This is a genomic window from Mycobacterium sp. NGS39 (genome assembly GCF_059812765.1).
Map to the genome: position 1 here is coordinate 279,648 of NZ_JCALDH010000004.1, position 26,118 is coordinate 305,765.

At 63.7% G+C, this 26,118-nt stretch carries 24 protein-coding genes and 1 pseudogene; 9 read left to right on the forward strand and 16 right to left on the reverse strand.

Translation table 11 applies throughout. From position 1 onward, the window contains the following. Positions 1-139: 139 nt before the first annotated feature. Together AC5Y39_RS08045 and AC5Y39_RS08050 are read left to right on the forward strand one after the other, a co-directional pair. Complete coding sequence (locus AC5Y39_RS08045) at positions 140-940, forward strand: hypothetical protein (protein ID WP_500016631.1); 801 nt, start codon at positions 140-142, stop codon at positions 938-940. Between the two features lie 38 nt (positions 941-978). Continuing rightward, positions 979-1,662 carry a hypothetical protein gene (locus AC5Y39_RS08050; protein ID WP_500016629.1) on the forward strand — a complete coding sequence of 228 codons (684 nt, stop codon included), beginning with the start codon at positions 979-981 and terminating at the stop codon, positions 1,660-1,662. 545 nt (positions 1,663-2,207) lie between these two features. On the opposite strand, the gene AC5Y39_RS08055 is transcribed toward AC5Y39_RS08050, so the two are convergent. Beyond that, positions 2,208-2,993: a hypothetical protein gene (locus tag AC5Y39_RS08055; protein WP_500016627.1), complete on the reverse strand. Its 786-nt coding sequence runs from the start codon at positions 2,991-2,993 to the stop codon at positions 2,208-2,210. 231 nt (positions 2,994-3,224) lie between these two features. Then, positions 3,225-4,640 carry a HEPN domain-containing protein gene (locus AC5Y39_RS08060; RefSeq protein WP_500016625.1) on the reverse strand — a complete coding sequence of 472 codons (1,416 nt, stop codon included), beginning with the start codon at positions 4,638-4,640 and terminating at the stop codon, positions 3,225-3,227. Between the two features lie 268 nt (positions 4,641-4,908). On the opposite strand from AC5Y39_RS08060, the gene AC5Y39_RS08065 reads away from it, so the two are divergent. Next, positions 4,909-8,265: an NACHT domain-containing protein gene (locus tag AC5Y39_RS08065; RefSeq protein WP_500016623.1), complete on the forward strand. Its 3,357-nt coding sequence runs from the start codon at positions 4,909-4,911 to the stop codon at positions 8,263-8,265. 109 nt (positions 8,266-8,374) lie between these two features. Beyond that, positions 8,375-8,689: a type II toxin-antitoxin system Phd/YefM family antitoxin gene (locus AC5Y39_RS08070; protein ID WP_500048201.1), complete on the forward strand. Its 315-nt coding sequence runs from the start codon at positions 8,375-8,377 to the stop codon at positions 8,687-8,689. A gap of 22 nt (positions 8,690-8,711) precedes the next feature. Here the strand turns inward: AC5Y39_RS08070 and AC5Y39_RS08075 are convergent. The 3 genes and pseudogenes from AC5Y39_RS08075 to AC5Y39_RS08085 form a co-directional block, all read right to left on the reverse strand. After that, positions 8,712-10,119, reverse strand: a pseudogene (locus AC5Y39_RS08075) (site-specific integrase). Positions 10,120-10,195: 76 nt separating this feature from the next. Then, positions 10,196-10,543, reverse strand: a complete 348-nt coding sequence (locus tag AC5Y39_RS08080; RefSeq protein ID WP_020729198.1) for a helix-turn-helix domain-containing protein — start codon at positions 10,541-10,543, stop codon at positions 10,196-10,198. After that, complete coding sequence (locus tag AC5Y39_RS08085) at positions 10,540-11,634, reverse strand: tyrosine-type recombinase/integrase (RefSeq protein ID WP_500016617.1); 1,095 nt, start codon at positions 11,632-11,634, stop codon at positions 10,540-10,542. The genes AC5Y39_RS08080 and AC5Y39_RS08085 overlap by 4 nt, the downstream gene beginning before the upstream one ends. A gap of 903 nt (positions 11,635-12,537) precedes the next feature. On the opposite strand from AC5Y39_RS08085, the gene AC5Y39_RS08090 reads away from it, so the two are divergent. Beyond that, positions 12,538-12,930, forward strand: coding sequence for a glycoside hydrolase family 6 protein (locus AC5Y39_RS08090; protein WP_500016615.1), 393 nt, complete (start codon positions 12,538-12,540; stop codon positions 12,928-12,930). An 83-nt stretch (positions 12,931-13,013) separates the two neighbouring features. Here the strand turns inward: AC5Y39_RS08090 and AC5Y39_RS08095 are convergent, their stop codons facing one another. After that, complete coding sequence (locus AC5Y39_RS08095) at positions 13,014-13,694, reverse strand: response regulator transcription factor (protein WP_500016613.1); 681 nt, start codon at positions 13,692-13,694, stop codon at positions 13,014-13,016. A gap of 126 nt (positions 13,695-13,820) precedes the next feature. Between AC5Y39_RS08095 and AC5Y39_RS08100 the strand changes: the two genes are divergently transcribed. Beyond that, positions 13,821-13,976 (forward strand): DUF6131 family protein, encoded by a 156-nt coding sequence (locus tag AC5Y39_RS08100; protein WP_499964435.1) that lies wholly within the window; start codon positions 13,821-13,823, stop codon positions 13,974-13,976. A gap of 17 nt (positions 13,977-13,993) precedes the next feature. Here AC5Y39_RS08100 and AC5Y39_RS08105 read toward each other — a convergent pair whose 3' ends face one another. From AC5Y39_RS08105 to AC5Y39_RS08140, 8 genes are all read right to left on the reverse strand, one after another. Then, positions 13,994-14,815 carry an acyl-CoA thioesterase domain-containing protein gene (locus AC5Y39_RS08105; RefSeq protein ID WP_500016610.1) on the reverse strand — a complete coding sequence of 274 codons (822 nt, stop codon included), beginning with the start codon at positions 14,813-14,815 and terminating at the stop codon, positions 13,994-13,996. A 30-nt stretch (positions 14,816-14,845) separates the two neighbouring features. Beyond that, positions 14,846-15,193 (reverse strand): DUF3253 domain-containing protein, encoded by a 348-nt coding sequence (locus AC5Y39_RS08110; protein WP_500016608.1) that lies wholly within the window; start codon positions 15,191-15,193, stop codon positions 14,846-14,848. Positions 15,194-15,201: 8 nt separating this feature from the next. After that, on the reverse strand, positions 15,202-15,399 hold the full coding sequence (locus tag AC5Y39_RS08115; RefSeq protein WP_500016606.1) for a hypothetical protein: 198 nt from the start codon (positions 15,397-15,399) through the stop codon (positions 15,202-15,204). Positions 15,400-15,556: 157 nt separating this feature from the next. Further along, positions 15,557-17,035, reverse strand: a complete 1,479-nt coding sequence (locus AC5Y39_RS08120) for an FAD-dependent monooxygenase (protein WP_500016604.1) — start codon at positions 17,033-17,035, stop codon at positions 15,557-15,559. 139 nt (positions 17,036-17,174) lie between these two features. Next, the gene (locus AC5Y39_RS08125) at positions 17,175-19,559 is read right to left on the reverse strand and encodes an ATP-binding cassette domain-containing protein (RefSeq protein WP_500016602.1); all 2,385 of its coding nucleotides are present in this window, start codon (positions 19,557-19,559) and stop codon (positions 17,175-17,177) included. Between the two features lie 15 nt (positions 19,560-19,574). Next, entirely contained in the window at positions 19,575-19,985 is a 411-nt protein-coding gene (locus tag AC5Y39_RS08130) for a VOC family protein (RefSeq protein ID WP_500016600.1), read from the reverse strand. A 5-nt stretch (positions 19,986-19,990) separates the two neighbouring features. Then, positions 19,991-20,449 (reverse strand): helix-turn-helix transcriptional regulator, encoded by a 459-nt coding sequence (locus tag AC5Y39_RS08135; protein ID WP_500016598.1) that lies wholly within the window; start codon positions 20,447-20,449, stop codon positions 19,991-19,993. Positions 20,450-20,467: 18 nt separating this feature from the next. Beyond that, positions 20,468-21,499, reverse strand: coding sequence for a histone deacetylase family protein (locus AC5Y39_RS08140; protein ID WP_500016596.1), 1,032 nt, complete (start codon positions 21,497-21,499; stop codon positions 20,468-20,470). A gap of 114 nt (positions 21,500-21,613) precedes the next feature. Between AC5Y39_RS08140 and AC5Y39_RS08145 the strand changes: the two genes are divergently transcribed. The 3 genes from AC5Y39_RS08145 to AC5Y39_RS08155 are packed head-to-tail and all read left to right on the forward strand — an operon-like array spanning position 21,614 to position 23,258. After that, positions 21,614-22,024: a nitroreductase family deazaflavin-dependent oxidoreductase gene (locus tag AC5Y39_RS08145; protein WP_500016594.1), complete on the forward strand. Its 411-nt coding sequence runs from the start codon at positions 21,614-21,616 to the stop codon at positions 22,022-22,024. A gap of 23 nt (positions 22,025-22,047) precedes the next feature. Beyond that, entirely contained in the window at positions 22,048-22,422 is a 375-nt protein-coding gene (locus AC5Y39_RS08150; protein ID WP_500016592.1) for an ACT domain-containing protein, read from the forward strand. A gap of 17 nt (positions 22,423-22,439) precedes the next feature. Further along, positions 22,440-23,258, forward strand: coding sequence for an alpha/beta fold hydrolase (locus tag AC5Y39_RS08155; RefSeq protein WP_500016590.1), 819 nt, complete (start codon positions 22,440-22,442; stop codon positions 23,256-23,258). On the opposite strand, the gene AC5Y39_RS08160 is transcribed toward AC5Y39_RS08155, so the two are convergent. Together AC5Y39_RS08160 and AC5Y39_RS08165 are read right to left on the reverse strand one after the other, a co-directional pair. Then, positions 23,255-25,486 (reverse strand): molybdopterin-dependent oxidoreductase, encoded by a 2,232-nt coding sequence (locus AC5Y39_RS08160; RefSeq protein ID WP_500016588.1) that lies wholly within the window; start codon positions 25,484-25,486, stop codon positions 23,255-23,257. The two genes, AC5Y39_RS08155 and AC5Y39_RS08160, sit on opposite strands and share 4 nt — an antisense overlap. Next, positions 25,483-26,073 (reverse strand): TetR/AcrR family transcriptional regulator, encoded by a 591-nt coding sequence (locus AC5Y39_RS08165; RefSeq protein ID WP_500016586.1) that lies wholly within the window; start codon positions 26,071-26,073, stop codon positions 25,483-25,485. The genes AC5Y39_RS08160 and AC5Y39_RS08165 overlap by 4 nt, the downstream gene beginning before the upstream one ends. Between the last annotated feature and the right edge of the window lie 45 nt (positions 26,074-26,118).

The following is a 26,118-nucleotide window of genomic DNA, read 5'->3' on the forward strand; positions in this document are numbered from 1 at the left end:
GATGCGCCGAGGGAGGTTCGGGCCCCGTTTGCAGTGCAGATGCCGCCACGGCCACTCTAGATCGGGACTGGGGAATGTTTGCTACCACCGGCCCGCGAGATCCCTTGACCCGACTCGGTGGGTTCTGCAGCATATTCGCGTGGGATCACTGGATAGTGCGTATGCAAAGGCGAGACGGGCGCAGGAACACCTCGCCACACTGCGAGCGTCGGTAGACGAGTACCGAGCGTCCGAACCCCACGAATTCGTGCGGGAGGTTGTCGATCACATGTTTCAGCCTGAGCTGGTGGTCGTCAACTTTCGGGTGAACGTCAAGCAGCCACCCCCGGAGAACTGGGGACTCATTGTTGGCGACATCCTGACCAACCTTCGAGCAGCGCTCGACCACGCCCTGTTTGGCCACGCAGCAGCCAGGCAAACGTTGACCGCGGCGCAGGAGCGTGCGCTGCAGTATCCACTGATCGCGAAGGCTTCCGAATGGGCAGGTGCTCAGGCCAAGCTCGCACCGCTCACGGAACCGGCTGTGCTGCAGGTCATCGAAGACTCCCAACCATTTAAGGCGCGGAAACCCGATTGGCATTCGTTCGCTCTGCTCAACGGACTGGTCAACCGTGACAAGCACCGCCAAGTGCGTGTGGTCAGCTACAGCAACGAAGCTTTCGACATCACTAGCACGACTGGCGACGTCGAAAGGGTCGATAACGAGCCGCGCGAGATGACGGATGGGGCGCTGGTCGCTTCTGTGACCCTCCGCCGTCCCTTGCGGAAGCCGGGCGATTCACCCGCCGATGTATCGGTGCCTCTGAACGTTGAGTTCGGGTACACCGAAAACATCGAACTCCCCACAGTAGCCGAGCAAAAGTCGGTCACTGTGGTCATGCCGATTTTGGTGGACCACGTGATCGAGACGCTGGACAATCTGAAAGCCGCTGGCGCGTAGCGCAGCTTTGTATTTTCTCGTGACCCGGGGAGGATCAGGTGTTCGAATACCGGCTGACGGCAGGTGTGCACCACGTGTGGCAGCTCAGTCGGGACGGCGCCGTCCTCGACGACGAACTCCAGACGCTGAGCGAAGTAGAAGACGCTGTCGACGACGCGGTCGACAGCTACTGCCGTGAGCATGGCGTGACCGTGTCGCTGGTTCGTGGCGGCGACGGCCGGCGTGACGTCACCATGACCCATGGGGCGGCGCTGTCCTTCACGTGGGTCGTCGTCGCGCTCGAATGCCGTTGCGAAGACTGCGGCGCAGATACTTGGGACGAGACCTACAAGGTCGACGAGGTTTTGTGGGCCACTGCCGGGGACCCCAGCGGGTTTCTGTGCATCGGTTGCCTCGAGGGGCGACTGGGCCGGGCCCTGACTCCCGACGACTTCGCCGACGACGAACGCGCCGAACAGGCCCGCCGTCCGACGTCGCCCCGACTACGACAAAGACGAGAACACCCGCGACCTCCGCGGCCAGACATAACCTTTCACGCGCCGATTGCGCCGGTCGACCTGCGCGCCTTCAACGAAGTCGGCGAGGCATATGAGATCGTGGCCTGCCCGGAATGCCTTCCCTGGCGTGCCGAAGTGGTCACCGACCCGCAGACCAACGAGATCCTGGTCCGTGAGTGGCACGCGGTCGAATGCACCCTGTTCCGGGAGCTTATCGCCGATTGACCTTTGGGTTCCCGCCCACGGGTAATGGGTAGTGGCGGCGGGCAACCAAGCAGCCGAAACGTCGAAAGACACTCGATTGAACCGGCACCTGACAAGGATGGGTTTGAGCACATTGGGTGCCATCCACCCAAAGCTGCTGCTGCCGCGGGATTTTCGCCAAAACTTGCCGAGGCGTTAGGCGAGAGTCGCACGGCACCGTCGTGATTCATCTGATGAGAAGCGACGGTGGACTATCGAAAGTGCCGTAAGCCGTTGGCGTCGAGAGATCGGGCGCACCAGGGGAGGGTTGCTCGAAATGAGCGCAATGCGTGTTGAACACCGTACTAGGCGCGTACTGGTATACCCGCCATTTCCGTCGTGTCCTCCCGCTATGCGGCCTGAATGGGCATCGGGGATTAGGCCGTCAGGCGCCATCATCTTGAGAAACTTAGTCGGGATACCGCATAGATCCGCGGCTTCTGAAAGTTTCGCCCAGGTTTTGCATGGGCACGGGGCGATTGGTACAGAACTACTGGTGGCTTCGCGGCTGGCCCTGAACTGCTGGGCTATCGGTTGCCGCGAAAATTGATATCGACGAAGTTTGCCGGCGCGTGGCGTTGGTGGTCCCACGCGAATGCGAGAGTCTTGCAGGTATTCTCGAACTGGGAGAACATCCGTATTCCATCGGGTCGGTGGTGGGCCACCGCGCCGTTGCCCGCTTCAAGTTTTCCGGCAGCGAACGTGAATGTAAATGCTCCGAGCGTCATGTCTCCGGTGAGGAAGGTGTCGTCTCGAACCTCGATTTTGGTTTCCATGGCCGTCGTGTACTGACGTACGAAGCTTTTCGTGAGGCTCCGAATGTACAGGCCCCACCCCCGAGGTAGTAGTCCGTCCCGAAAGAGATAATCCATGAACATCTTTTGTTCGCGCTTGTCTCGCATGCTGGTGGGTGCAGTTTTGGCCCCGGTGGTCATGCCCCACAGAGCCTTGAGCATCCATCGTTCGAAGAGCTCGCCGCTGACGAGGTTGAATTCGTTGCCGTGAGGGTCGGGGCGACGAATCTGTGCGAGTTGGAAGCGCTCAAGCGTCCGATAGACCTCGAGCGCGGCGTCGTCGAACTTATGCAGGGCGTTATTGTGTCTGTTACACAACATCTTCGAGCCCATCGTGGTGATCGGAAGGCTAGTTGGCGTCGGAGAGCCCTGTTGCCAGTAGGTATTGCTGGCTGTCACGGTAGTGCCGTCGCCGATGTCTTTGAGAATGCCCTTACTTAGCGGGTGCTCAAGGGTCAGTCTGGCGTCGCAGTCGTTGGTGCTGGCGGCATAGCAGCGGCGATGGCCGAATCCGGTCACGGGTCCGGACAGGCGTGGCTGATAGGAGGGTAGGCGCCACTTTCCAGTCGGTCGGTGGAGGTGACAGTCTTCCGATGGCAGGCCGGATTCGCAGGGACACAGTGCGTTACACCATGCGGCGGTACTTCCATCGTGATGGAACGGCACTGGTCGCACCGCGGGAGTGAAAGGCTTCACCACGGGCGAATCGTGCCTTTGTTAGCGGGCGGTGCGGCCGTTAGTGGCGCGCGCCTATCGTCGTGCATATGCGGTTCCCTTCAGGAATTCGCGGACGTTGGTCTGATGGTGGTTGTATGCCGACGACCGCCGATAGGCTTCGCCGATATCGCTCGCATCGACTTGCGCTTGAAGGAGTAGAACGGTGCGCAGTACCCATTGCAGCGAGTAACTCGCGGCTATCAGGGCGTTGATGAATTGATCGTGAGCGTCACGATCGTCGTGGGTGCCCCGGTGGGCAAGGATGTTGCGCACGGAGTGGATCGCGGCCGGCCAGTCTGCGAACTCGGCGACGATGCCCGGTACCGCGGCGACGGCGGTGTCCACCAGGTCGTCCATCATGGTGCGAAACGTGGACTCGTTGATGTGACCGAACGCGCTGTCCATAGCTTCGCCGAACGCCGTGAGGTCCGCCGCCGTCAGCGCGGAACGGTCGCCGCGATCGGCGGTACGAACCGACTCTAGAGCTGCGGCGCGCGCTGCCTTTCGTGCTGCTCTGAGGTCGGATTTGGACAGTGCGGGTATGCGTCGTTTGTCTCGATAGATTCGGCGGTGTAGGCCCTCGGCGACGGACGCGAGGGTGAGCACGGCGGTCTGTACGGCCACTTCGCTGAAGTCGTCGACGACGACGGCGTCGAGCCCGTTGCTGCGTTGTCGAAAGTCGATCCAGAGGGCGCAGCGCTCGGGGGTGAGGTACGAGGCATCGAATAGTTCATGGTGTCCGGTTGGCGTCGGCTCCTCGTGTCGGTGCACCCGGAGCCAGGGGCCGTCGGTGGACTGTCGAACCGATAGTTCCACGGTGTCGGCAGGGTTGGAGGTGAGGAGAGTCGCCAGCGTCTCGATGGGGTGCAGGACCGACCGGTCGTAGTCCAGGACGCTCATCGGCTCGGCGGGAATGAACTCAATCCAGTGATTGCTGCCCTCGGTCACGGAAATGAGATGGCCGCCTCCGAGTGTCTCGGCGCGTCCGTCGCGGTGCCGCAGCCAATTAGAGCCGGTGAGGCGAAATCTGCAGGTAGTGAATTCCTGCTCGCGGCCAACGTGTACGTCGAGGATGGCGTGTCGGATTGTGCCGAACCGTTGGCGGTACTGCGGTGGAAAGGTGCCACTGGGATCTCTCATCCCGCCCTGCGCGCCGACCAGCGATACCCGTTGCCCGTTGTCGAGCACCCCGTGAATGTCGCGCGGGGACCAGTCGGCCACGTGATCGTCCGAGTCGCCGCTGTGGATGACGGTGGTTCCACCGTGCGGGGACACTTCGACGCGGTAAGCACGTTCTTGGAAGATCGGTCCTAGCGTCTCCATTACGGGTGTCGGCGCAATCGTTAGTTGGCCCCGAACCTGGCGCTCGGGCGTGTCGATCTGCCAGAACGTCCCGTCTACAGGCCCCGTCTTTGCTGACTGCATCCCTTTAGTTTGCGCCGTCAACACATGACCGAGCCGACACACCCCGTGGTCTTGAGCTCTCAGCCGCCAACGACCGTATTGGTCGCGCTTTCGAAGCAGTCGCGACCGAACGGTACGACGCGTGCACGGTGAAGCTTGGGCTCTGACGATCTTGGCACTCAAATTGCGGTACGACATGCACGCGCGTTGAGTTGCCGAATCGAACCGGTGTCTCCGGGTTCAATAGGCATTGAGTGTTCGGAGTCCCGACGGCAGTACCGGCACGATCGGGGTGAAGCAGAGGAGTCAGCCCATGCCCGAGAGCCGACACCGCTACCTCTACGAGCGCCTGGGCGACCACGACTTCCAGCAGCTCGTTAACGCCCTGCTCGCCGCCCAGTTCCCCAACTTCACCCCGATGGCGCTACGCCAGGCCGACGGCGGCATTGATGGGCAGCGCAAGCTCGATCCGTCGACGGTGTTGATTTACCAGGTCAAGTGGTCCGTGTCCGGCTCGGAGAAGAACCCCGTCAGCTGGCTGGACGCCGTCGTGAAAAAGGAGCTGGACAACCTCCGGAGACTGTCGGAGAAAGGTGTGCGGCACTACGTCCTGGTGACCAACGTGCCGAGCACCGCCAAGCCCGGGACCGGTACCTTCGCCCAACTGAACAACAAGCTGGATGCGTACGCCAAGGAACTCGGCTTCGACGAGATCGCGTGCATCTGGCGCGAGGCGCTCAACTCATGGCTTGACAACTCCGAGGACTCGATCAAGTGGGCCTACGCCGACATGCTCGCCGGGTGGGATCTCATCCGGTTCCTCGTCGCCGAACAGGTCGGAGCCACGAAGAACCAGGCGGACCGCAAGCTGATCCGGCAGGTCGCCGCGTCGCAGTGGGACGACGACCAGCGGGTCAAGTTCAGCCAAGCTGAGGTGGACCGGAAGAGGATGGTGGACCTCTTCGTCGATGTCACCGCGGAGTTGGTGCGCTCGCCGGAGAGAACCCGAGTGCGATCACTCTCATCGACCGAACTCGGCGGCGCTGCGCATCACCTGCTACAAACGCCAGCGCCCTTCACCTTGGTGCGAGGCGCCCCCGGGCAGGGCAAGTCCACCCTCAGCCAGTACATCTGCCAGGTGCACCGCAGCGCGTTCGTGCCCGAGTCGGAGCGGCCGAAGACGCTGCCTGCGTTGGAAGAGCCGCGGTTTCCGATCCGGTTGGACTTGAGTGACTACGCGCTGTGGCTCTCCGGCAATGACGTGTGGGATAACTCCGACGAACGCAAACCCAAGAGGGAGAAGGCGCGCAAGGGCGAGAAGGCAACCGTCGAGTGCTTCATCGCCGACCTGATGACGCACGAGAGCGGCGGTATCACCGCCACCGCCGACACGGTGCAGGGGATCTTCGAGCGAGTTCCCAGTCTCGTCGTGCTCGACGGACTCGATGAGGTTGGAAGTGCCAACATCCGGCGTCGGATCGTCAACGAGATCAACGCGTTCGCCAGCCCGGGGAAGGCGTACACCGAGCCACTCAAGGTGGTCGTCACCACGCGCCCCAGTGCCGGTGAGCTTCCGGAGCCTGCGCCGGACAAGTTCGAGATCATCACGCTGAACCAGCTCACCGGCGAACAACGAGCCGACTACTTGCGCAAGTGGTGCGCCGTCCGAGGGATCAGGAGTAAGGACGGCCGCGCGCTGCGCAGGAGCTTCCAAGAGAAGAGCCGCGAGCCGTACATCCGCGAACTTGCAGGGAACCCGATGCAGCTGACGATTCTGCTGGATCTTCTCCACCAGCAGGGCGCAGCCACACCCACGCAGCGGACCGACCTCTACGACACGTACGTCGACATCCTCCTCGCCCGCGAGGCGAACAAGCACCCCAAGGCCGTGAAGGACCACAAGGAGGAGCTGCTCGAGATCATCCCGTTCCTCGGCTGGTACCTGCACGCGCACACCGAGGAGTCGCAGATCAACGGTCGCATGAGCATCAACGACTTGAAGGCGGCGATGCGCCACTTCCAGCGCACCTACGGCAACCAAGAATCGATCGTCGACGAGCTCTTTGAGGGCGTCAGCGACCGCCTGTGGGCCCTGACCAGCCAGGTGGACGGCACCTACGAGTTCGAGGTGCTCTCGCTCCGTGAGTACTTCGCCGCCCGATTCCTGTACCACAACGCCGGCGAGGACAACCCGCACTTCGACAGCACAACGGTTTTGCGGGAGCTCCTACGCCGCCCGTACTGGCTGAACACCGCCAGGTTCTACGGCGGCAACGCGAAGGGCAGCGACGTCTACGTACTGGCCGCCGGCATCGAACAGGAACTGTCGCAGACGTCGGCCTCCGCGTCGTACCTCGCCGCGTGGGCACTGCTGACCGACGGTGTATTCCAGCGCCGGCCACATGAGGCGCGCAAGGTGTTGACGGCACTCTGCTCGGATCCGGGGGTGGAAGTCCTCCTTGCCGCGCTCGACCGCCGGGACATCACGCCCCTGCCCGAGCTGCCCAACCCCACGGAATCCGGTGCCGACCCGACTTGGTCGCGACTGACGACATTGGTCAGCAAAAACCCCGGTGACAGCGCCAACCCCCAGCGCGTGCGGGTGCTTCGAGAGCTACTCAACCAGCGCAGTGAGTTCGGGAAGTGGTGGTACGAGCAGCTCACAGCAGCGATCGGCACAGACCAGCAGAACGCGTGGCTGGCGATCGGGGCCTGCTGCGAGGCCGGCGCGGGAACCACCGCGGACTTCAACAACATCGACCTGTCCGACGGCGCCGCGGAACTCTTCCTCAGCACGGGCCTAACTCCGGAGCCCGGAAGTTCCTTCGAGGAGGCGCTGCTCACCGCGGTATTGAACGGCGAGTGCCCGTGCGTCACCTCGACCTGCTCCATGCCGGCGCAAGTCGCCGTGGCTCTGACGCCTGGTGAGTTCTTCACCAGTTCCACGACCGGGTTCATCTCCGGCGACGACCGGCAGAAGCGTCGCCGAGCTGAGGCGGTCAACCAACTCAGGAAGGCCCGTTCACCGTGGGAGGAGGTCGCCAAGAAACGCGCGTTCAGGTCCGGCTACAAGAACAGCACCTTCCCGTGGGCGGATACCGCCGCCGCTATCCACGAGCGCGTCGAACGCTGTTGGATCTCCTCGGAGATCGCGATCATCGGCGCTGCCTCACCGTTCGGGCTCGCGTACAGCAAGCACGCGGGGGCAACGGCATTCGGGTCCGCAGGTCACCCGTCCGAACTTCTTGGTCGGACACGGGCAGGTAGCGGGAACGTCGGCTGGTGGCGCGAGCAGTTGGAGACCGTCGACGATGACCTCGGCCGAGCGGAGTGGGCGTTGGCGCTGTGGTGCGTCGCGTCCGGCTCGGTCGTATCCGAGCTGCTGCCTGAACTCACGGACGTTCTCGGACAGCTCCCAAGCTCGCGGCGGCGGATTGTCCTACGCGCAGCAGAGCAGATCGCACGCTTCGGATGGCTGGAGAAGCGCCCGGTCACCGGCGACACAACCGACGCCGAGCTGGACGCACTCAATCGCCTTCGGGCACCGGCACCAAAGGCGAACCCAGTAGACAGCTTAGGCACGGGTGGTCAGACGGCTTTGCCTTCGCTTCTCAGCGTCGCCCGCTCAGAACAGTGGCTCAAGGTGGACACGGCGGCCGCCTACCGCTAATCGAGGTAGCGCCCGGTGATTTGTCGTTGCAGGCAAGTTTCGTCGGCGAGACAATTCCTCAGGGCGTACCGCCCAGAAGATGGGATAGCGGATTGCAGGAGGGGGGACAATGTTGTCAGTTAGTGCTCGAGTTGCCGCGCAGAGCTTGGGTCGGCTGGTCGATCAGGTGCGTGACTCGGGGGAGCCGGTGATGATCTCGACGCCGGGCGGGGCAAAGGCCATTCTGATGCCTGTCGATGAATTCGAGTCGTTGCAAGAGACTTTGCATGCGTTGACGCAGCCCGGGCTTGTAGAGGGACTGGCGCAGGCCGATAGAGATTATGCAGCGGGCCGGACCATAAGTGGGGAAGAACTCCGCGCGCGGTATGGGCTTCCCGAGCGCAAGCCGAGACGTAAGGATTCAAGGAGTAAGGGAACGCCGTGAATGTTGCTCGCGAACAACAGATTTAGGGCTGGATGTACTCCGCCCAGGTGTTGCCGGCTTCGGCCGCGTGTTTCTGGGTGACTTGATCGCTGTAGCCGAGCATTTCGGCGATTAGGGGAGCGGGGATCTCGGAGACGAGTGTTTGTAGGGCGGTGTTGCGTGCTCCCTGCAGGTTGATGCCGAGCCGTCGCAGCCGCTGCATGATGGCCTGCGGGTCAATGTGTCGGCCGGGTCGGCTGCTGGTGAAGAGCCAGGGCGATCCGATGGCTCCACCGCCGGTGCGCAGGTTGGGGCGATGGCGAAGGTGGTAGTTGAGCTGGGAGGCGAATGGTTCCGGGACGGGGACGGGGTCTTTGCCCAACGCGATGCGGGTCTCTCCGTCAGCTTGGGAGATCGCCGTGGTCTGCAGCGCGGCGACCTTGGTGAGTGGTTGGGCGTAGAGCAGGAGCAGCACGCCGGCGACGCGGTAGGGCAGACTTTCGGAGTCGCCGGTGAGCAGTTCTTTCAGCCAGGCCAGTCGTTGATCCTGCGTGATTGTGGGGGTCGTTCTCGCCTCTCGGAAGCCGATCTGCACCGCGACGTTGAGCTTGCTTTTCTTGGCCCAGATGAAGAATGTTCGGATCAGGTGGCGGGTGGTCGGGCCTGATGCGAGGTATTCATCGACGTCTTGTTGTGTGCAGTTGGCGATGGTGCGCAGGTGGGTCTGTTCTAGCCAGGTGAGAAACTTAATGGTCTCGGTGATTTCTTGTTTCGCGGAACGCTTTGGCCCATCCGAGGATTGGCCGGGTTTCGATTCACTGCGGAGCCGTCGGAGATGGTGCCAGGTCGCGAACTGCTCGACCGGGGCGCGAACAGCGGGGGAGTCGATAGTGTCGAGTTTGTCGGCTAACCAGATTTCGAAGCGGGCCAGGTGTTCGTCGCGTTGTGGGAGCAGTCCGTGGTGTTGCAGCAGGCTGCGCAGGTGATCGATATGGCGGCCGGATCCTGCAGCGGTCAGGCCGTCGTGGGTCAGCGGTATTGCGCCGGAGGTGATCCCGCCGAGCAGCTCCAGTACTTGGATATTGCGTTTCCAGGTCAGGATGCTTTCGGGTCGGTCAACGCCGCAGAGCACTTCGATCAGCGTTTGCATGGCGGCGAGGTCGGCGGGATGGTGCAGCAGAATTTTGCACAGGTCCTCGCGCAGGGCGCAGCGGGCGCACTGGCCGGAGCGGTAGATCTCGCCTTCGCCCTGGCACGTTTTGCAAGTGAAGTTGCCAGGGATACCGGCGCAAGTCAGGCAGACCGGGCGAGAGTCGATCCGGTCGCAGCGGCCCGGGTAAGACGCCATCGTGTCCACAGATGGGACAGATGCCGTGGGTGCGCATCGCGGTGTAGAAGCAGCTGTGGCAGAGCTGATCTCCGGGCCAGTAGACCCGCAGCTTGTTGGCCATGCGGTGGCATCGGCTGCATTCGAGGGCGCCGGTAGTGACGCGTGGTCGCCCGCGGGTGATGGATCGCGGTGTGGGGTTAATCGTTGCCATCGGTGATGACTCGTGCTCGCCGGGGTCGGATGGACTTGTTGAGTTCGACGACGTTGGGTGGTGCAGTTGTGCCCGAGGCGGTCTTCTTCTTGCGAGCGTCGGTGGCCGTGACGGTGACGAGGTCTTCGACGCCGCAGCCGAGGATGTCGCACAGTGCCGCCATCAACTGCAGGGCGACGCGTTCGGGGCGTTGGTGCACGATGCGGTAGACCTGGGGCCGGGACAGCTGTATTCCGCGTTCAGCAAGACGGGGGATGAGGTCGGTGCTGTTGTGCATGCCGTGCGCGGCCATCAGCTCGGCGAGGCGCCAGGTGTAGTCGACGTCGCGTTTCACGAGGTCTCCTCTCCGAAGGAGAGGGCATCTTTGATGGTCCGGTCCAGGACGCGGCGCAGGGTGCGGGTGCGGAAGTCGCTCGAGACGCCGGTATAGAGCGATGTGGTGCTGGCGTATTCGTGGCCGGCCTGGTCTTGGACGAACTTGGCGTCCCAGCCGTCTTCGATGAGGTGGGTGATGTAGGAACGCCGGAACGAGTGCAGATCCAGGCCTGAGGACAGCTCGAGGTCGTTGCAGTACCGCCGGAATCTGCGCAGCATGGTTCGTTCTGCGACCAGGGCGCCGCGCTCACTGGGGAACAGGTCGATGCCGTCGTCGAGGTAGGGCTGCCCGTGAGTGAGCCAGTCACTGATGATGTCTGGTGTCCAGTCGAAGACCGTGAGCACGGTGCGGCGTTTGGGTGGGGAGCCCTTCTTGGCCTTGCCGTAGCGGACCTTCACCACGCCGTAGCGGCCGAACTCCGGTGCGTGCGGGTTGCGGGAGAAGTCGACGGTCTGCAGGTGCCGCAGCTCGTTGAATCGCACTCCGTAGGAGTAGGCGACCTTGAACATCACGGCATCGCGGTAGGCCGGCAGCCAGCCCTTCTTGGCGATCAGCGCCACCTGATCGTCGGCGTGGTCGAAGAAGTCCTGAAGCTCTTGTTTGGTGAACGGGCGCTTCTCAGGACTCTGTTCGTTGTCCTGAACGTGGGGGGCGGTGTTCCAGGCGAAGAACACCTGCGCTGGGTGTGTGCCGAAACGTTGCTCGCAGACTCGGTCCCAGCCGTAGTCGGGGTCGGCGATGTAGGAGCAGAACAGCCTCAGGCCGTTCTGATACCCGCGGATCGTCGACTGCGCGCGCCCTTTGATGCCGCGGAGGTCGGCGAAGAATTCCTCGACGATGGCCGGCGTCCACGACCACGGGTACTCGTTGGTGTGCGCGATGAACCGGCGAACCAGGCCGATACGGCCGTCGATCGTGTCGTGGTCGAGGTTGCGGCACAGTTGCTGGTTGCGCCAGCCGTCCAGCATTTCCTCGACCGTTTGGACCTCGGGATGCAGCAGCGGAACGGAACCAACCAGGAACACGCGACCGCTCTTATCGACAGGCAATTCGGCCTCCTGAGGCGTCTCATCTGATGCATCATTGAATCATCTACTGAATCATTATCACATCGGCGCTGGTAGGTCCATCGCGAAACGAACGTTGATAGGCGCGTGTCGCGAGAACTACACCGGAAGAAGGTGGTGAGAACCTGGCGCAATCCACTAAACCCGTTGGCGTCGAGGCGCTTTGGGCGACTCGACCCAGAGCTGCGGGTGAGGGCCGCTCGGAACGGCCGTGATTCATCAGATGAAAACGGCGTACTTGGCTTGACATAATGTGGCTTATCGGCATTTAGCAAAGCAGGTTGTCATGACGGGCACCCAACTACCGCCGACCACCATTGTCGGATCCGCAACTACGTGAGGATGATCCGGGAAAACGCGAAACCTGGCACCAGTAACCGAAACCCTCCAACGCAACGCCCGCCTCGCCATCACGCCAGCACCGCTGGTGCGCCCCTTGATCGCGACAAATCGTGGCCCTTTGCCGCCTTCATACGTCACTGTGACGAATTTGCCTGCGGGTGTGGGCATCTCAGACACCGACGGACGGGCCGCTAACCGAGCCGCCTCACGGCGGAGCAACGCGGAAACCGTGATTCCTTCTTCACCCGCACGACGCGCAAGGCCGGCATAGACGTCATCGTCGATGTGCGGATGTGGACAGTCTTAGGCAACCGATTGCATCGTAAGTTGCAAGACGCGCGAGAAGCGAGGAAGCCGTCTAGTAGTTTGCCGGTCGGCCGTTCCTCGACGTTCGCCCAGTGTGACGGGCGTTCAGGGCCAGCGGGCTATCGGCGGCACCGCACGTTGCATCGACGTCGGCCCGAAATCGGTCGCACTTTCCGATTGGCGCCTACCGCGTCGTGCCACTAGTTTTCTGAGGTGCTTTCTTCAGTAGCTCGTGCCGTGACGCGGCGGATCGTCTCATTGATCGCAGCTGCGGCTGTCGTCGTTGGCCTTTGTGGACACCCCGATGGCCTCACTCCGGCAGTGCGTCTAGCCGCCGATGAGGCAAACCCTCTGGCCGCGCTGCCGTTGTACGTCGACCCCAACTCGGCGGCCATGGCCGCGGCGCACAACGCCAATCCACCAAGCCCCGAACTGAACACCATCGCGAACACGCCACAGGCCTACTGGATCGACCAAGCCGTTCCTCGTGCTGCTATCAACCGATACATCAATGGGGCGCATGCCGCCGGCAGCATGCCCGTTCTGGCCGTCTATGCGCTTCCCCATCGCGACTGCGGGAGCTTCGCAGCCGGCGGCTTCGCAACGGCGGCTCGCAACGGCGGCCGATAGCAAGCGGCCAGCGACTGCGCTGCATCACGAACTACGCAGACTCGCATAAGGTTTCGGCTCGCACCCGAGCCGATCGCAGCGAGCTAGTGGTCGCTGCCGCCGGCCTGCCGCCATCGCCGAATGCGGTGGTGATCGGGCATGAAGCCGTGATCGACACCCCACAGCACGGCCTGAGTTCGACTGCCGACGTCGATCTTGCGGTAGATGTTGCGGATGTAGGACTTGACGGTGTTGGGACTCAGATAGGTCAGCGCGGCGACCTCGGCATTGCTCTTGCCTTGCGTGATCAGCGCGAGAATTTCCGCCTCCCGGTCACTGAGGCCCTCGTGCCGCCCGGGCCAATCCAAACCGGCCGCGCGAGGCGCCCGCGCCGGCGGATCACTTATCACGATCTCGCCGGCGTGCACCGCCTCCAGGGCCCCGACCAAATCACCCGCCGGCAGCGTCTTCGACAGATAACCGTGAGCCCCTTGCGCGCGCGCGTTGTCGATCAGGTCGGGCTGAAAGTTCCAGGTGTACACCACCACTCGGCGTGCCCGAGGATTGCCGACCAACACACCGACCTCTTCCTGATCGGACTCCGGCTGGGCGAACGAGTCATACAGGGCGATATCGACCACGCCGTCGACGTTCTCTTGTGAGTCCAGTTCGGTGACGACGACGCGGTCACGGTAGGGCTCGAGCATGTTGGCCACGCCCATGACGACGACGTCGTAGTCGTCGACGACAGCCACGGTGATCGGCTCTTTCCGATCGGCCCCCACGCCGCCGACATTACCTCCCTAGGGGTGTACCGCGGACCGGCTCAGCGCTGGTCTCCTGGTGTCATGCCGGTCGTTCACCGGCAGCCCAGCGCCGATCATCGGCGCGGAAGGAAAGGGGCAACAGCCATGATCATTCTTGGAATCATTCTGCTCATTGCCGGCTTGCTGCTGAAACTGTCGATTCTGTGGACCATCGGCATCATCGTCCTGGTCATCGGTCTGATCCTGGCCGCGCTGGGCGCAATGGGCCGCGCGGTCGGCGGTCGGCGGCACTATTTCTAGCGGCTCGTCGCGCTCGGTCACTCGTAGTTGATGCCCTTCATCGTGAACGACCGCGACGAGAAGTCGATCTGCGCCGCCGGATTGGCGACCGCCGTGGTCATACCCGAACCGAATGCGCCTTGGCTGTCGAACAACGTCGCGGTGCCTACTGCGATGCCGTCGGCGGCCCAGTGTGAATCCCCCTGAACGCCGATCCACTCGTCGAAAGGCAACCGCGCCAGTGCGACGGTCAGGTCCCCGTTGATGTACCCGATGCCCTGCGTACCAAGGTTGGTCACCAGACTTGTCGCTTCGGCGAGCATGACGGCACGCACGAAAGGCGAGACACTCTCCCCCACGACGACATTGATTCCGTTGTTGTAGAAGCGCTTTCGTGAGGCGTTCTGATGTGCCGCCGGAGACCGGGTCCATCCTGCCTCGTCACTACCGACGAACGGCAACGTCTCACCGTCGACGGGCGGAGGCGTCGGGAAGGCCGTCGGCGCGATCCACTGGCGACCCGGTGGAGCAGAGGAGCGTCGATAGGACACGAGCGTCGCCTTTGCCACCAACCGGCCGTCCTGCTGGAGCACCGCATCTGCGGCCCGCACGCGCCGGCCATCTCGTACGATTCGCACGTCGACGGTGGTCGACGCATTGCGCGCTGCCCTGAACAAGTCTGCCGTCAACCGCGTCGGCATGAATTCCGGCGACCCGCATCGACTTTCCAACGCCCGCGCCAGGAGTCCGACAACGGCCGGCCCGTTGAGATGATCATCGCCCCAATGACTTTGTGCGAACGGTGTAGGCATGAACGTGCCGTTTTCAGTTGACGTGAAATACGCAGGCTCCGTCGGCATCTGCGCATCCTCGCATACGGTGTGCGAACGCTACTCAGCTGTCACCGCCCGGATACGGATGGGCCCGCGCCATGCCGTGCTCGGATCAAGGACGTTGCCGCGCTGCAGCAGTTCGACGGCACCCGACCGCGCAAGCGCCACTGCAATCCGGCGAGTCTCCGCCATCAAGTCGCGCCACGCTTCGCCGCCCACCGCCCGAGCCGCGTCCGACGGACATGTCGTACCGTCGGGTGCGCGATTACGTGCCAGCGCAAGCATGGCGGCCGTAAGCCGCTCCTCGAGAGAACGTGCATCAAGGGCGCGTCGAGCTTCATCAGCCGCCGCACCGCCCCCGGCGGCCGCACGCTCCAGCTCTCTGCGGACCGAAGACTCACCCATTTGAGTTGTCACGCGTTGGCCAGAATCACCGACGGACTCATTGGCGGCGAGAACGCGGCGAACGAATACTGTGTCACGCGGGCCTGAACTTCGAACTGAATCTCGTTGTCCGACAGGTTCGTGATCTCGAGCTCATATCCCGCCGTATAGGCCGGATTCTGATCCGAACCGAGCGCGAACTCCAGTTCGAAGTCTGACACGAGCATGGTCAACCTCCGTGATCGTGGCTTCAGTGTAGATTTCCCGACGCCGGACTGGGCTACATCTCGTCGCATTCGCCACACGGCGAACCAGGCGCCCGCCCGGGTGGTCGGTCGGGATCGAATAATCGTGATTTACAAGCCATTTAGGCCAGGGAGCGCGCTACCCGGCCTTCGGCGGCCCGAACCACCGGGTGAGCGCCGCTACCAGGTCACCGTCACCTCCAACCCACGCGACGTGTCCGTCAGGGCGGATCAACACGGCCTTGGGAGCAGTCACGCGGCCAAGCGCGGGCAGCTCCCAGACGCCAGAGTATTGCGCGTCGACCATTTGCACCCGATCGGCCCAGCCCGTGACGTCGAATCCGCCCGTATCGCCGAAATCGATCAGCACCGGCTTCGCCGTATGCAGGAAGCTGTATACCGGCACCGCGCCGTCGGCGGTGACGATGTTGAGGTCGGGCATGCGCCGACCGAGTAATGGATGTCCTTGACCGAAATCGTAATGAATGTCCAACCCAGCCATCATGGCGCCAAAGCGCTTTCGCGGCTCCTCCATGGCGAGAAGCTCAGCGACGTTGTCACGCAACGCGGTTGTGCGGTCGTCACCGCGCAGCAACAACATTTGCGCCACCGTGTTGCGCAGCACGCGTGCGGCAACAGGGTGCCGCTCGGCGTGGTAGGTGTCCAAAAGACCATCGGGCGATAAGCGTTTCACCACTTGGGCGAGCTTCCATCCGAGATTCACCGCATCCTGCACACCGATGTTGAGCCCTTGGCCACCAACCGGGGGATGCACATGTGCGGCGTCTCCCGCCAACAACACTCGCCTGTCCCGATACGCCGCTGCTTGTCGCGCCATGTCGGTGAACCTCGAGATGAACACGGGACTGTGAACGCCGTAATCGGTGCCGTAGACGCACACAAGCGCCTCGCTGAGCTCACGCAGCGTCGGTTCGCCGGCCGGCCCGAGGTGCCGTTCGGTCACCATGACCCGAACCCGATTCTGCTCATCCGTTCTCGCGAGCCCGTGGACGCCGATCTCGTCATGCCGAATCCCCCACTGCGGCTCCCCGTCATCCAAAGCCATCTCGACTTCGGCGACCAGGTGGCTGGTCGTCGGATCCCAGCCGGAGAATTCGATGCCGGCAGCCTTGCGGACCACGCTGCGGCCACCATCGCACCCGACCAGATACTGTGCCCGAAGCGACCGACCACCGGAGAGCTCGACGTCCACGCCGGTGTCGTCCTGCCTGAAACCCGTCACCTCATGTCCGCGATAGATCGGCACGGAGAACTCTTCGACCCAGTCGGCCAGAATTTGCTCAATGTGCTTCTGCCACAGCGCAAGCCCGTAGGGGTGCCGCGTGGGGAAGTCGCTGATGTCCAGGCGAATCTGAGCGTAACCAGCCACCTGCGCCACTTGCCCCTGCGCAAGGAACCGATCAGCGATCCCCCGTTGGTCGAAGACTTCGATCGTGCGCGAATGCAGACCTCCCGCCCGCATGCCGACCAGGGTCTGCTCGTCGCGGCGCTCGACGATCGCGACGTCGATACCGGCCAATGCCAGTTCGCCGGCCAACGTCAGACCGGTCGGACCCCCGCCTGCGACAACGACCGCATGACTGGACGACAATCCCATTCTTCGCTCCCCCATCTCCACGACTCTTGGCATAGGGCAGCGATTCTGCGGCATGACCCGGGTCTTGCGGCAAGACCCGGGGTGCGCTATAGGTTGAGAGTGGGAGGGGCCGCTCCGACCGGTTGAGGTTCCAGGAGCATTAATTCGCCCCGACGTAGGCGGCTAGGTGTTCGCCGGTGAGCGTGGATCGGGCAGCGACCAGTTCCGCCGGCGTGCCCTCGAAGACGATTCGGCCGCCGTCATGCCCGGCGCCCGGACCCAAGTCGATGATCCAATCCGCGTGAGCCATCACCGCCTGGTGGTGCTCGATGACAATCACCGATTTACCCGCGTCGACAAGCCCGTCGAGCAAACCGAGGAGCTGCTCCACGTCAGCCAGGTGCAAACCGGTGGTTGGCTCGTCGAGGATGTAAATGCTTGCGTCGCCGGCCATCTGGGCGGCCAGCTTCAGCCGCTGCCGTTCCCCGCCGGACAGCGTCGTCAATGGCTGGCCCAAGCTCAGATAGCCGAGTCCGACGCTGTCCAGGCGCTCCAGGATGCGCTGTGCGGCCGGCAATTTCACGTCGGCGGAACTGCAGAACGTGAGGGCTTGAGCCACCGACATGTCGAGCACTTCGCTGATGTCTCGGCCCCCCAGTTTGTACTCGAGCACCGCTGCGCTGAACCGCCTGCCTTCACACTCTTCACATGTAACGGCGACGCCCGCCATCATCGCCAAGTCGGTGTAGATGACGCCAGCGCCATTGCAGTTCGGGCACGCGCCCTCGGAGTTGGGGCTGAACAAAGCGGGCTTGACGTTGTTGGCCTTCGCGAACGCCTTCCGGATGGGGTCGAGAAGCCCCGTGTACGTAGCGGGATTGCTCCGGCGTGAGCCCCGAATCGGAGCCTGGTCGACCATGATGACGCCATCCCGCCCGGCGACCGACCCGTCGATGAGTGAGCTCTTGCCCGAGCCGGCCACCCCCGTGACGACGACGAGCACGCCGAGCGGGATGTCGACGTCGACGTCGCGCAGATTGTGTGTGTTGGCGCCGCGAATCGTCAAGGCGTCATTAGGCTTTCGCACTGACCCCTTGAGCTTCGCCTTGTCGTGGAGGTGCCGTCCGGTAAGTGTGCCGCTAGACCGCAGCCCGTCGACCGTCCCCTCGAACACCACCTGACCGCCGGCGGCGCCGGCCCCGGGTCCGAGATCCACAACATGGTCGGCGATTGCGATGGTCTCCGGCTCGTGCTCCACGACGAGAACCGTGTTGCCCTTATCGCGCAGCCGCAGCAGCAGTTCGTTCATGCGTTGAATGTCGTGAGGGTGCAGCCCCGCGGTGGGCTCGTCGAAGACATAGGTGACGTCGCTCAGCGACGACCCCAGCTGACGAATCATCTTGACGCGCTGCGCTTCTCCGCCAGACAGCGTGCCCGAAGGCCGATCCAGGGAGAGGTAACCCAGTCCGATCTCCACAAAACCCGCGAGGGTGTCCGTCAACGCTGTCAGCAGAGGCCCGACGGAGGGGTCGTCCAAGCCCTTCACCCATTCGAGGGCGTCGGTGATCTGCATCGCGCTGACGTCCGCGATGTTTTTGCCTTCGATCTTCGACGACCGGGCAAGCTCGGACAGCCGCGTGCCGTGGCAGTCCGGACAAATACTGAAGGTGACCGCGCGTTCGACAAAGGCGCGAATGTGCGGCTGCATCGCCTCGATGTCCTTGGAAAGGAACGACTTCTGAATTCGCGGTATCAGACCCTCGTAGGTGACGTTGACCCCGTCGACCTTGATTCTGGTGGGCTCCTTATAGAGAAGGTCGCGCAGTTCTTTCTTGGAGAATTTGCGAATCGGCTTGTCCGGATCGAAGAATCCGCACCCTCTGAAGATCCGGCCGTACCAGCCGTCCATGCTGAAGCCGGGTATCGTCAGTGCACCTTCGTTGAGCGACTTGGTGTCGTCGTACAGCGCGGACAGGTCGAAATCGGTGACCGAGCCGCGGCCCTCGCACCGGGGGCACATGCCACCCGTGATAGAGAAGCTGCGCCTTTCTCTCACGGTTCGTCCGCCTCGGTCGATCGACACCGCGCCGGCTCCACTGATCGAAGCGACGTTGAACGAAAACGCTTGCGGTGAGCCGATATGCGGCCGTCCGAGCCGGCTGAACAAGATGCGCAGCATCGCGTAGGCGTCGGTGGCGGTACCCACCGTCGATCTCGGGTCGGACCCCATCCGGTCCTGGTCGACCACGATGGCGGCAGTCAGGCCGTCAAGCACGTCGACGTCGGGCCGCGCCAGCGTCGGCATGAACCCTTGTACGAAGGCGCTGTAGGTTTCGTTGATCAGCCGCTGCGACTCTGCGGCGATCGTGTCGAACACCAACGAGCTCTTACCCGAGCCCGATACCCCGGTGAACACAGTCAGCCTGCGCTTGGGTAGTTCGATGCTGACGTCTTTCAGATTGTTCTCGCGCGCGCCTACTACGCGGATCACGTCGTGGCTGTCGGCCTTTTGCTTTGCCGGTGCTGTGGACTTCGCGTTCGTCATAGTCGGTTGAATCAGTCAACGGACTTCCTGGATGCGGATCATGTTGCCCGCCGGGTCACGCAGGGCACAGTCACGCACCCCGTACGGTTGTTCGGTTGGCTCTTGGACCACTTCGGCGTCGCCGCCCTGCACCTGCTCGAACGTGGCGTCGAGGTCCTTGGTCGCCAGCAGCAGCATGCCGAAGGTGCCCTTGGCCATCATCTCGTGGATGACTCGCCGCTCGTCGTCGCTGAGGCCCGGCGTGGCGTCCGGCGGATACAGGACGATCGAGGTGTCGGGCTGATTCGGCGGGCCGACAGTGATCCATCGCGTCGCGCCTGCGCCCACGTCAAGGCGAACTTCGAAGCCGAGGGTGTCACGGTAGAACGCCAGAGACTCCTCCGGATCGTCGTGCGGAAGGAAGCTGGAGTGAATGGTGATGTCCATGGCGCTCAGGCTAAGTGCAGACCGACCGCGGGTGCTTCTCGATTCCTGATCGGTTTGGTCACCTGCTTCTCCACACACGACGGCATCCCCTGCGTCATGCGTGCTGTCCGCTCCCGGTAGACGCTGGGCGGCATCCCGACGAGCTCGGTGAAGCGGCTGCTGAATGTGCCCAGAGATGAGCAGCCGACGGCGAAGCACACTTCGGTGACCGACATGTCGCCACGACGAAGCAGCGCCATCGCCCGTTCGATGCGCCGCGTCATCAGGTACGAGTACGGCGACTCCCCGTAGGCCGACTTGAACTGGCGCGACAAGTGCCCGGCAGACATGTCCACGCCGCGCGCAAGTGCGTCGACGTCCAGCGGTTTTGCGTATTCGCGGTCGATTCGATCGCGCACGCGGCGAAGTAATTTCAGCTCGCGGAGGCGCTGCTGGGAAGCGGAACCGTTGCCCACCTCCGACATGGTGCCATGCCGATCCGGTTAGAGGCCGTGCAGCTGTTCGAGTCGCCCGAGCAGGGCCGTTATGTCCGGCTCGGAAAAGCGCTCGGCTGGCGTCTCCGACGGGTTGGCCGGCGGTTCACCGAGCAGCAGCCGGGCCACGTCGGCCACGCCCAGCCGAAGGGCGTCGAGGTCGTAGCCCCCTTCGAGCATGAAGACGATTTTGCCGTCGCAGAACCGCTGGGCCATGCGAATCACCTCACCGGCGAGATGCGAATAGCCGGCTAGGGTCAGCCGCATTCCGGCCAGCGGGTCGTTCCAATACGCGTCGAAGCCCAAGGACACCAGCACGAGGTGCGGCTGAAAGTGTTCGGCGGCCGGCCAGATGATGCGCTCAAATGCCTTGGCGTAGTTGACATCACCACTGCCTGCAGGCAGCGGAATGTTGACGGTGAAGCCCTCGCCTCGGCCGGTACCGGTGTCGGTTGCCGCACCGGTCGCCGGATAGAACGGATACTGGTGGGTCGAGATGTAGAGCACCGTGGGGTCGTCGTAGAACATCGCTTCGGTGCCGTTGCCGTGGTGCACGTCGTAGTCGACGATCAGGATGCGTTCGATCCCGAATCGGCGCTGGGCGTATCGCGCCGCGATTGCAACGTTGCCCAGTAGGCAGAAGCCCATGGCACGCCCGGGCATCGCGTGATGGCCCGGCGGCCGGATCGCCGCCAGCCCGTTGTGCGCCATCCCGCTGAGCACTGCGTCGACGGCCCCGACCGCACCGCCGGCCGACAGCAGCGCGATCGTCAGAGCATCGGGGCCCGCGTACGTGTCCGGATCGAGGAACGTTGTGCGCGGCGTCGCGCTGATCCGTTGCAGCAGTTCGAGATACGCGGCGGTGTGCAGCGCGAGCACCAGCCCGGTGTCGACGGGCCGAGGCTCGAGGGCTTGCATACGCGCGGCCAGCCCGCTTTCGTCCAGCCCTCGCCAGATCGCGCGGATGCGTTCGGCGTTCTCCGGATGCCCGGGGTGATCGTGCTCGGCGTAGCGCGGATGAGTCGCATAGATCGTGGTCATGGCGTCGTCGGAAGCCTACGTCGCGTCGACACGGAAGGCGGGCGCAGTTGCTTCTTCGTGGCCTCGTCCGGTCATCGGCGCCACCCCGGCTGGTCAACGTCGTAAAGTGACCGCATGTCCGCAAAGGATCATCCCAACAACGCTCCCGGCGTCCCGATGCGGTTTCCACCCGTCGTGGAACGTCTGCAGGTCAAATACATGAACCCGGTGATGAAGAAGATCGCCCCGTATTTGCCCACGTTCGCGATCATCAAGCACCGCGGCCGCAAGTCCGGCAAGCCGTACGAGACCGTAGTGAATGCGCTGCGCAAAGGTGATGTGCTGGCGGTGGTGCTGGGCCACGGAAAGACCGACTGGGTCAAGAACGTATTGGCCGCTGGCGAAGCTGACGTGCACCTGTTCCGTAAAGACGTCCACATCGTCAACCCGCGGGTGATTCCGGCCGGCACCGATGACCCGGCGCTGCCGGCAGCAGCGCGGCGAGCAGCCCGGTCCATGGGGGTGTTCGTCGCGGACATCGCCTGACCACGGCACGAAAGGAGTGCGCGATGGCGACCGACCTGACGCTCTATCTCGACGACGAGCCCGGCGAGCTCGCCCGCGTCGGCGACATCCTCGGTCAGGCCGGCGCCAACATCGAGGGACTCTGCGCGATGCCCAGTGGCGGCGGCCAGGCCGAAATCCACATCCTTGTTGCGGACCCGACACCGGCATTCGAGGCGCTGCAACGCGCCGGCATCAAGATCGTGTCCGAAGAAGAGGTGATCGTGCTGCCCGTCGAGGACCGGCCGGGCGCGCTGGGTGAAGTCGCCCGCAAGCTCGGCAATGCGGACGTCAATCTGACGACTGCCTATTTGGCGACCAACACCCGGCTCGTTCTGGCCGCCGACAACCTGGCCGCCGCCAAAGCCGCTCTCTCCTAACGACATTCAGGACACCGATGCCGACCTTCAGCCGCGACGACGCGACGATCCACTACACCGACACGCAGGCGCCCGCGGCGCGGCCCGATGCGCCCACCGTGTTCTTCGGCCACGGCCTGCTGTTCAGCGGCTGGATGTTTCATCCTCAGATTCAAGCTCTGCAAAGCGAATACCGTTGCATCGCCATCGATTGGCGCGGCCAAGGTGACAGCGCCGCCACCAAGGGCGGTTACGACATGGACACCCTTGCCGATGACGCCGTGGCGTTGATCGAGCAGCTGGGAGTCGCTCCTGTGCACTATGTCGGGCTGTCCATGGGCGGCTTCATCGGGCAGCGCATCGCCGCCCGCCGGCCCGAGCTGATCCGCACGTTGACCCTTCTCGACACCAGCGCCGGCCCCGAAGACCCCGACAAGGTCAGGCAGTACAAGCTCCTCGGGACGATCTACCGGTTCACCGGCATCCCGCCGCTGCGGAAGGCGGTGTTTCCCATCATGTTCGGTCCGAGCTTTCTCGCCGATCCGACCAGCCGGCCGCTTATCGCCGAATGGGAACGGCGCTTGAAGCGCAGCCGGCGCAGCGGCGTCAGCAAGGCCGTAATGGGTGTGGCCAACCGCGCGCCGATCGACGACGAGATCGGCCGTATCAAGGCACCAACGCTGGTGATCGTCGGTGCCGACGACATCGCGACCCCACCGCAGAAGGCGCAGCGCATCGCCGAGCTGATCCCCGGCGCACGACTGGAACAGATTCCGAACTGCGGTCACACCAGCACCCTGGAGCAACCTGATGCCGTCACCGCGCTGCTGCGAAACTTTCTGGCGGAGAACGTCTAGACGGCGAGCGCCTCGATGCGGGCCGGCACGTGCTTGTGCCACGGTGTGCCCGCATACGCGTCGCGCCATGTGCTCGATGTGAGAGCATTCGGAGCGACGCCCGGAGTATGGGTGTGCCCGTGCTCGTCGACAAAGTCCAAGCCGTCGCCGTTGGGCAGCGACGCGTGCCCGACAAGCATTGCCTCACTGACCTCGACGACCGCCTCGGCGCTGCCCGCCGCGGTGGTGATGCGGGCGCGTCCACCAGACACCAGGCCCAGCGCCTGTGCATCCTCGACACTTACCCGAAGCGCTCCATGGGCGTCGCGCTTACGCCACGACGGGTCCCGGAAGATGTCGTTCGCGGTGTACGGCCGCCGTTCCCCGGCGGACAGCACGATCGGGAACTCGGGCGTCGTCAGCTCCTGGCGTTTCGCCGCCAATTCGCTTATCTCCTGGAGCATTTCGGGGATCGCAAGCGCGATCTTGTGGTCGGCATGCGTGATGAGCGCGAAGTCGTCGTCGTACTCGTGCACCGTGAACGTCACCCCCGAGCGATTGCTCAGGATCGCCTCGAACAGCGCATTGCCGTCGGCATGTCCCGCGCGCCGAACCGCGTCCGGGTAGGTGAACGCGGTCTTCTGCGCAAGCCCCCACAGCGCCGCTGCGCCGGCGAGCCCGTCGGGCAACGCGGGTCCGAGCGTCTCGTAAAGCACGAAGGGCAGTACCTTGTTCCACGTCGGATTCGCGCTTACCCCGGCCATGAACGCTTGCGCGAAGTCCTCCAGCCCTTGCTTGGCGGCGTCACGCAGCGGCCGCAGCTCGGCGTCGTCGACCACGTTCAGCTCGCGGATCAGCCGCGCCCAGATCTCCGGCTCCGGCAATGTGCCCGGCAGCGGCTCGAGGATCGGATGGCGCAGATGGAAGGTGTTGCACGGGAACTCGAGGTTGAAAAACGTCGCCTCCGGCTTTTCGAACTGGGACGCCGCAGGCAGCACGTAGTGGGCCAGTCGAGCGGTCTCGGTCATCGCCACGTCGATGACCACCAGCAATTCCAGTGACTCGAGCGCGGCCCTCACCGACGATGAATCGGCTACCGAGTGCGCGGGATTGCTGCTCTCGACGATCATCGCGCGGAACCGGTCCGGGTGCTCGGTCAGAATCTCTTCCGGCACGACGTTGGACGGCACCAGCCCGGCGATCACCGGAGCGCCGGTGACAGGAGTACGGCCTACTCCACTGGTGGAAAAGAGCGGCGCGAACGAAGAGTGCAGATGCTGCCCACCGCGTTTGGCGAAGTTCCCGGTGAGAATCCACAGCAGCTTGTTGAGGTAGGAACACAGCGTGCTGTTGGGAGCCTGTTGAATTCCCAGGTCCTCGAACACCGCGACGCTGGCGGCGGCGGCGAGCCGGCGGGTGGCGGCCCGCAGCAGCTCCTCGTCGACACCGCAGCGCTGGACGTAGTCCCCGACCGGCACGTCGTCGAGCACCTGCCGGACGGTATCAGCACCAGTGACATGGTCCGCGAGAAATGCTGCGTCGCAGAGGTTTTCCTGAACCAGCACACCGGCCATCGCCGCCAGGCACCAGGCATCGGTGCCCGGCTTGACCCGCAGATGAAAGTCCGCCATCTTCGCGGTGGCGGTGATGACGGGGTCGATGACGATCATCGAGCGGTTCGGGTCCTTGGCGATCTCGTTGAGAACCACCCGAGCTCGCGGAAAGCTTTGCGACATCCACGGGTTCTTCCCGACGAAAACGGACACCTCAGCGTGCTCGAACTCGCCGCGGGTGTGTCCGCCGTACAGGTGCCGGTCCACCCAATGTTCCCCGGTCTTCTCCTGAGCCAGGGCGTTCGACCGGTACCGGGAGCCGAGAGCCTTGAGGAACGCACCGCTGTAGGCACCGCCGAGGTGGTTGCCCTGTCCCCCGCCGCCGTAGTAGAAGATCTTTTCGCCGCCGTAAGTGTCGCGGATGTGCTTGAAGCCGGCGGCGATCTCGGAAATCGCAGTGTGCCAGTCGATTTCCTCGTAGCTGCCGTCCGCGCGCCGGCGCATCGGGGACGTCAACCGGCCGGGGTTGTTTTGGTAGTGATCGAGCCGCAGCGCCTTGTTGCAGGTATAACCCTTCGACCCCGGATGCTCTCGGTCGCCGCGGATCTTGGTCAGTGTGCGGCCGTCGAGCGCCACGACGATGCCGCAGTTGCACTCGCACAGGATGCAGGCGGTGGGCTTCCAGTCAACGGTCATCGGCGGCTCTTTCTCTTTTGTGTTTCCGACTCCACCAGAGCCCGCAGCTGGCGATGCACCACGTCGATGGGCTCGAGGTCTCGAGATGCACGTGCCACCACGATGGCGCCCTCGAGCGACGTGGTGATCAGCATCGCCAGCTCCAAAGCACGCGACGGCGCAACACCGTCGTCGACGAGTCGCTGCGCGATGAGCTCGTTCCAGCGCGCGAACGCCGCCGCGGACCGCTCGATCAGCGGCGCGGTGCGGTCGGGATTGTCCGGGTCGCCGGCTTCCACGGCGACCGCGACGATGGGACACCCGGCGCGGTAGTCGGTGCTCTTTAGCTGATCGCGGTATGCGGCGACCAGCGTGTCAAGGACATCGAGGCCGCTGCGCCCGTCGGCGATTCGCTTGGCGATGTACTCCCCAGCGTAATCGACTGCCTCGCATAGCAATTGAGTCCGGCCGTCTGGGAAGTAGTGGTACGCGGAGCCGCGCGGGGCGCCGCTGTGTCTCAGCACATCCGAGATGGCGGTGGCTTTGGCGCCGCGTTCGCGGATCAACAGCGCCGCAGACCGCACCATGCGCTCTCGCGGAGAAGCCATCTATATATGATGACATACATAACGTGTCGCCGCACCTCCGACTCG